The following is a 7,129-nucleotide window of genomic DNA, read 5'->3' on the forward strand; positions in this document are numbered from 1 at the left end:
AAGCCTCTGCTTGCAGTTGCGACCGCAAGGGAAGCAAAGCGAAGTATAGGGCAAAAGACAAGCTGGTTAACTTTCTTTCAAAAGTTTTGCCACCATCTGCTCGCTCTTACCCTTATCGGTATCCTTTTTCGTCGCCTTATATATCCCGCTCACGTACTCCTCGAGCACCTCTTGCGAGTTTATGCGCGCGTCGCCCTCTTTCGGCGTTACTTTGGCGTATTCGCCGCTATTTTGCAGTTCAAAGGCTAGCTCGTTATCGCTAAGCTGCAAGCGCAAAAACTCGAGCAAACGCTCTTGCAAATTTTTATCTATTATCGGCGTCATGAGTTCTAGGCGGCGCTCGAGATTTCGCGGCATCCAGTCGGCGGAAGCGATGTAAATTTGAGGGTCGGCGTGCCTGAAATAAAATATCCTCGCGTGCTCAAGGTATTTGCCGATGAGCGATCTCACGCGGATATTTTCGCTTAGGCCCTTCACGCCGGGACGCACGCAGCAGATGCCGCGCACGATGAGATCGATCTTCACGCCCGCGCTACTAGCCTTTACCAGCGCGTCCACGATGTCGCTATCAACCAGCGCGTTCATCTTGGTCACGATCCTGCCCTGCTCGCCGTGCGCGGTCTCGGTCTTTATCATCTCCAGCACGCGCTCTTTTATCTGCATCGGCGACATAGAAAGCGTCTGCAAGCGGCGGTTTTTAGAAAAGCCAGAAAGTATGTGAAAAAACGTCGTCGTATCACTGGCAAACTCCGCCCTACTCGTAAAATAGCTCACGTCAGTGTAAATTTTCGCCGAGCCGCCGTTATAGTTGCCGGTGGATAGATGCATGTAAAATTTGAGCTTGCCGCCCTCTTGGCGGATGACTTGACTCACTTTTGCGTGCACCTTAAAGCCCGTGATACCGTATATCACGTGCGCGCCAGCGTCTTCTAGAGCCTTTGCCCAGTGCAGGTTGTTTTCCTCGTCAAACCTCGCCTTTAGTTCGACCATCACGGTTACTTGCTTGCCGTCGTTTGCGGCGTCGATGAGAGCCTGGATGATAGGCGAGTTTTTATCGACGCGGTAAAGCGTCATGCGGATCGAGATCACGCGCGGATCCTTGCTCGCCTCTTTGATAAACTGAACGACAGGATCAAAGCTCTCGTAGGGATGCACGACTAGCACGTCTTCTTTGTCGATGACGTCAAACATCGAGAGGTGGCTGCTAAAAGGCGGCAATGTCTTTGGCGCGTACGGCGGCAGGCAAAGGTGCGAGAATTCTTTATTTCCCACGATTTGCCAGAGCGAATTTAGCGTGAGCGGGACGGTGTACTCGTATATGTCTTTGTAAAAAATCTTCATGTGCGAGTTTAGAAACTCGACTATCTCGGCGTCGGCGTCTTTTTGTATCTGCATGCGGACAAAGGCGCCCTTGCGGCGTAGCTTGAGTCCTTGCTCGAGGATCATCATAAAATCATCAGCCTCTTCTTCCTCGATGACGATGTCGGCGTTTCTCGTGACTCTAAATGCCGCCGAGCTAAGAAGCTTGTAACCAGGAAAAATCTCCTCCGCATGGCGGTGCACGATCGTTTCTATCGGCACGTAGACGTTGTCGGCCGCTTGATAAAATCTCGGCAAAACGCGCGAGATACGTATCATGCCAAATTTTATAATCTCGGGACTATCTGCGTCGGCAAGCTTAACGGCTAGGCTAAAGCTAAGGTTGTTTAGATGAGGATACGGGTGCGTGGCATCAACCGCGATAGGCACGATGACGGGCAGGATGTTTGAGAAAAAATACTCGTCGCATTTGGCGCGAAGCTCGGGCGAAATTTCGTCGTAATTTTTCATGAAAAGCCCGTTTTGCGCAAGCTCTTTTAACGCGTCTTTGTAGTGCCTTTCTACGATAGATAGCTCGTCTTTGATGTATTTTCTGATCTCTCTTAGCTGATCGAGCGGACTCATGCCGTCGCTACCGCTAGCAGCGACTCCGGCGGCAAAAAGCTGCTTTAGCCCCGCGATGCGGATCATATAAAATTCATCCAAATTCGTCATATAAATCGCGATAAATTTTAGTTTTTCAAGCGGCGGTAATGCCTTTTCGCACTGGGCTAAAACGCGCGAGTTAAAGCGCAACCAACTAAGCTCTCGGTTGATAAAAACACTCTTTGTCTCATCCATTTTTCATCCTTTTTAATGTTTTATAAATTTTAGCGAATTTTCTCTTAAATCACGGTCTATCCGAAAAAGATGCGAGCTTGTGTTACAATAAACAAAAAATAAATTAAGCTTCGGCAAAAATAGGCAAGGGAAAAAAGATGGATTATATTTGAGCGGTTATTATTTTATGCGTCGGGATGGCGGTTTTTTGGGTGCTCAAAAAGATTTCGATGTAGTAGCATCGTAAATTTGAAAAACAAAATTTACGGCTTTGCGTCAAATTTGGTATTTTTGTAGCGATTTTGCATTCTTGTTTTGGATTAAATTCGGCGCGATTTGTAGCTAATCAAAGATAAAAATTTGAGAGAATTTGAGGTAGAAAACGGCGGCGCAAGTCGTCCGCCGCGGACAAGTCAAAGATTATTTTCCTTTTTATATTCTGCTAAAAATGCGTAGATTTCGTCTTTTAGTCTGAGTTTCTCGCGCTTTAAAGCATCCACTTCGGCATCGTTGTAGAAGTTGCCTTTTTGCATTTCAGCGATCTTTTCGTCCAGGTCGTTGTGCTTATCAAAAAGCGATGTAAAGTGCGCGTTTGTACCTTTTAGCTTAGTTATAAGCTCTCTATCCTCGTGAAACATCTTTGCTCCTTTAATTAAAGTTTGATTTAATTTTAGCGAATGTTATTTTAAGAGAGGGTTAAAAAAGCGTCAAATTCGGAGCATTCCCTAAAATTTACGGCAGTTTGGTTTCGCTTCTAAATAGCTTAAATTTTTACGATATTTAAATCCAAAAGATGCTTTTGTAAAATTTAAATTTGAGTAAAAGATCGGATCAATCCCTTATTTTAGCGTTAAATTTACGGCTATCTAGGCAAAGGCAAAATTAAAATACACATAAATCGTCTCAAATTTTAGACGTATTTTAGCTCTTCTGGCTTATGTCTACTTTTTATGACTCGTTTGGTTAAGCGTATCGACTCGCCAGTGCCGATGACTAGTAGCTTCGTACCCGTGCCGATTAGCGTATCGCCCTTTGGCATCGGGATAAATTTGTTATTCACGTCTTTGATACCTACGACGTCGGCGTTTGTTATGTTTCGTAAATTTGTTTCTTTTAGGCGTTTAAAGCGCACCCATGAGTAGTCGGGTACCAAAATCTCCTCAATATCGATCGGCGAGTCTTGCTTATACAAAAACTGCTCGAGCAAATTTTCCATATCCGGACGCACGCTCATGGCGCTAAGGCGCTGGGCGACTAGCTTTGACGGGCTCACGACGCTATTTGCACCGAGCTTTTTTAGGCGTTCGGTATCGTCTTGGTTGTCGGAGTTCGTCATTATAAAATAGGGCTTTTTGCGTCCGATCTCTTTTTCAAAAAGTCTTACTGTCGCGATAAGCGCGATATTGTCGGCTATATTAGAGCTTAGCGTGATCATACCTTTTGCGCTTGAAAAATGCGTCTTTAAAAGCGCGGTTTGCGTGTGGGGCTGAGAGACGATGTAGTATGGATACTTATTTTTTTCTGCGATCTCGGGCAGATCTTCTCGCGGGTCGATGACGACGAAGGGGATGTGATTTTCTCTAAATTCTCGGCTTAGCTCTAGTGTGTATTGGTTGTGATAGCAGATAACAAAGTGGTTTTTCAACCTTGCGATCTTATATAGCATTCGTCTCTCCTTTATGATCGCTACGAGCGCGCCTTTTTTTAAAACCTCGAGCATCAAACCCGTAGAAAACGTAAAAACGGCAAAACCGAGTAAAATAAACGTGATGGTAAAAAGCCGTCCAGCCGGGGAAATGGGCGCAACCTCGGTAAATCCGACGGTCGTAAAAGTCATACCCGCCTGATATATCGCGTCAGATAGGCTAAAGCCGTCAATCGCGACATAACCCATAGCGCCGATCGTCATCATCAAAACGACTAAGATGAGCGGTAGGCGAAACGGGCGAAGTTGTTCGTAAAGCTCGGTATTGAGATTGATTTGAGGTTTGGCAGAACTCGACCAGTTGAGGAATTTTAAAATCTTTTTAAACAAAGACAACTCCTCAAATTTGCGGTAAATTTAGCGTGACTGTTTTCTCATTGTTCTTAGCGTAGAAGCAGCTACTTTGATCTTTCTCGTAGTGCCGTCCTCTAGCGTTACGCGGATAGTTCGTAGGTTTGGTAAAAACCTTCTTTTAGTTCTATTTTTGGCGTGGCTGACGTTGTTGCCTACCATCGGACCTTTGCCTGTTATTGCGCATACTCTTGACATTTTATTTCCTTAAAATTAAAAATTTTTCCTGATTTTATCTAAAATAAGCAAAATATTAACTTAAATGCTCCGATCGGTTTTTACGCGAGTGTGATGTTTTAAACTAAAATTATGGATAAAAAGGATAAAATAATAAAATTTAAATATATTTTATTTTGCGAGATCTGCGGGCAAATTTAAGTCCTGCTATAAATCGGGAAATTTCTAGGCGTTTTATGAGATTAAAATTTAAAGACGATACGGCCATTTTTTATCCTCTGGGCTTTCTTGACGGAGACGTATCTAAGTATGAAATCAGCGAAAAAAATATAAATTCTATTCGCCAAAAATACCCTCGCTACATCCTAATATCCCTTAAAAACGCCGTTTATTTTAATAAAATCGGTTTTAATCTAATCCTTGAAGCCATTTTAAAGCTAGCCGCATTTAACGGCGCTAGCGTAGGCTTTTGCGACTATAACGAAGTTAAATTTAAAGCACTTAAAAGAATGTCAAAGGGCATGACGAATTTATCTTTTTTCGAGACCGCAAACGTAGCGGCGCTATTTTGGGGGGAGTTTAAACCCGAATACGCAAATAGACGCATCATAGTTTTTAACGACGATGCCGACCAAAAGCGCCAAATCGCCCTTAAACTCTCGGGTATCGGCTATATCCCGACGATAGCTAAGGATCTAAAAGAATTTAAAAGCCTTCATAAAAACTTTGAATACTCGGTCTATCTCACGCAGATAAAATCAAGCAAAAAAGACATAAAAACCACGCTCAGAGAAAATGTCGTCATATACGAGCTAGAGGGCTTTATCGACTCGGCTTTCATAAATAATTTCGACCAAAAGACGTTTAATAATTCATTAAAAATAGGCTTTAAATTTTTTGTCTTTGATATGAGTAAATCAAGCTCGATAAATATCCACGGGGTATCTTTTTTAGCCAAGCTCTCTACCGTCTGCGCCGAGTATGGAGCCGCTATCGTCGTATGCGGCTTAAAACTAGCCAGCACGTCTCAAGTCCTAAAAAACGACCTTGAGGACTACGGCATCTTGGTTTATAAGAGCCTTGGCGAATTTTACGAAGACGACGGTACTATTTCGGGCGGAGGCGGATATGGAGAAGAAAGGCCCAAAAATCTTACCAAAGATATCATAAACGCCCTACCGAGCCTTTTAGCGACAGTAACGGACACTCTAGCCTCAATGTCCGGTTCTAAGGTTACAAAAATAAGCACCGCCATAGAGCGTTTTAGCTGCCAAGAGGGTAAATTTAATATCGGCTCGGTCGCGTTTTACGGCGATCTAGAGGCCAAATTTATCCTCTGCCTACAAAAAAGCGATATCAAAAAGATGTGTAAAATTTTACTTCAAAATAGCGAAAATTTAAGCCTATCTCAAGCGTATGCCGATCTGCTAAGCGTTATTTGCGACCGTATCGAATCGCAGCTAGCCAGGCAGGGCATAACCGTGAGCTTTACCCTGCCGCATATTTTAGAGGTAACTCAAGACGAAAACAATAAAAACCGAGGCGTCTTGGTGCGGCTTGATATAGACGGCTCGGATGCGATATTTTTTCTAAGTAAATAAAGGATAAAAGATGTATGTAGCGCCTAGTATTTTATCGGCGGATTTTGGAAATTTAAGAGCAGAGATCGAAGCTATCTGCGAAGCCGGAGCCGATCTTGTACATGTTGACGTGATGGACGGGCATTTCGTGCCGAATTTAACCATCGGCCCCGTCGTAGTAAACGCCGTAACAAAGGCCGCTACAAAGCCGTTAGATATACACCTGATGGTGCAAAATAACACATTTTTTGCCGATCTTTTTTTGCCGTTAAAGCCTAAATTTTTAAGCTTTCACATCGAGGAGGAAAAGCATCCGCTACGTCTGATAGATCATATCCGTAGCCGCGGTGTGGGGCCTGCTATCGTGCTAAACCCGCACACGCCGATCTGGGCGATCGAGCACATCGTAAACGAGGTCGATATGGTGCTGCTAATGAGCGTAAATCCGGGGTTTGGCGGTCAAAAATTTATCCCTTCGGTGCTCGAAAAAGCCCGCAGCTTGCGCGAAATGATCGAGCGCAAAAACGCAAAATGCATGATCGAAGTAGACGGCGGCGTGACGGGACTAAACGTCGCGCAGCTCGATGAAGCGGGCGTGGATATCGTAGTGGCTGGCAGCTATATATTTTCGTCAAATTCATACGAGCACTCTATCCGCTCGCTAAAGCTCGAGTTTTGAACCAAGATTTTGAAAATTTATTAGCTGTCATCGCTAAGCGAAACGTACCCTACGCGGACTTCGTCGCCGCAACCAAGCAAATGGACGAATACTCCGAGCTTTTCGACGTTCGCGACGTGCAGATGTGGCGCGCGCTGGGACTTGATATAACCCGCACCGCAAAAAATCAAATCGAGCTAAAAACTCGCCGCAAAGAGATAAAAGATCAAATTTTTTGCGTCGTAGATATAGAAACCAGCGGCGGCATAAGTAGCGGCCAAATCATAGAAATCGGCGCACTAAAGCTACAAAATGGCGAAATAATCAGCAAATTTGAAACCTTCGTGTACGCGCCCTATGTCCCGGAAAATATCAGCGAACTAACGGGAATCACCGCAGAACACCTAAAAAATGCACCTAGCCTAGCCTTTGTCATGGAGCAGTTTAAGGTCTTTTTGGGTCAGAGCGTTTTTGTGGCGCACAACGCTCGCTTTGACTACGGATTTATCAGCGCGACAC

The 7,129-nt window shown here is 44.4% G+C and carries 7 protein-coding genes; 3 read left to right on the top strand and 4 right to left on the bottom strand.

Annotation, left to right across the window (positions count from 1 at the left end):
* Positions 1–66 precede the first annotated feature (66 nt).
* The 4 genes from RYL88_RS03015 to rpmB all read right to left on the bottom strand — a co-directional run bounded on the left by RYL88_RS03015 (position 67) and on the right by rpmB (position 4,393).
* Positions 67–2,160 carry an RNA degradosome polyphosphate kinase gene (locus RYL88_RS03015; RefSeq protein WP_314988904.1) on the bottom strand — a complete coding sequence of 698 codons (2,094 nt, stop codon included), beginning with the start codon at positions 2,158–2,160 and terminating at the stop codon, positions 67–69.
* A gap of 392 nt (positions 2,161–2,552) precedes the next feature.
* Positions 2,553–2,777, bottom strand: a complete 225-nt coding sequence (locus RYL88_RS03020; protein ID WP_297967478.1) for a YdcH family protein — start codon at positions 2,775–2,777, stop codon at positions 2,553–2,555.
* Between the two features lie 272 nt (positions 2,778–3,049).
* Entirely contained in the window at positions 3,050–4,180 is a 1,131-nt protein-coding gene (locus RYL88_RS03025; protein ID WP_297967480.1) for a TrkA family potassium uptake protein, read from the bottom strand.
* Positions 4,181–4,201: 21 nt separating this feature from the next.
* Complete coding sequence (rpmB, locus tag RYL88_RS03030; protein ID WP_002945979.1) at positions 4,202–4,393, bottom strand: 50S ribosomal protein L28; 192 nt, start codon at positions 4,391–4,393, stop codon at positions 4,202–4,204.
* A 215-nt stretch (positions 4,394–4,608) separates the two neighbouring features.
* Between rpmB and RYL88_RS03035 the strand changes: the two genes are divergently transcribed.
* From RYL88_RS03035 to RYL88_RS03045, 3 genes are all read left to right on the top strand, one after another.
* A complete protein-coding gene (locus RYL88_RS03035) occupies positions 4,609–5,973 on the top strand; it encodes an STAS domain-containing protein (protein ID WP_314988905.1) in 1,365 nt (454 codons plus the stop codon).
* A gap of 10 nt (positions 5,974–5,983) precedes the next feature.
* Positions 5,984–6,631, top strand: coding sequence for a ribulose-phosphate 3-epimerase (gene rpe / locus RYL88_RS03040; RefSeq protein WP_314988906.1), 648 nt, complete (start codon positions 5,984–5,986; stop codon positions 6,629–6,631).
* Positions 6,628–7,129 (top strand): exonuclease domain-containing protein (locus RYL88_RS03045; protein WP_314988907.1); only part of this gene is annotated, 502 nt, incomplete at its 3' end. The genes rpe and RYL88_RS03045, both read left to right, overlap by 4 nt.

The organism is uncultured Campylobacter sp., assembly GCF_963517995.1.
GTDB lineage: Bacteria > Campylobacterota > Campylobacteria > Campylobacterales > Campylobacteraceae > Campylobacter_A.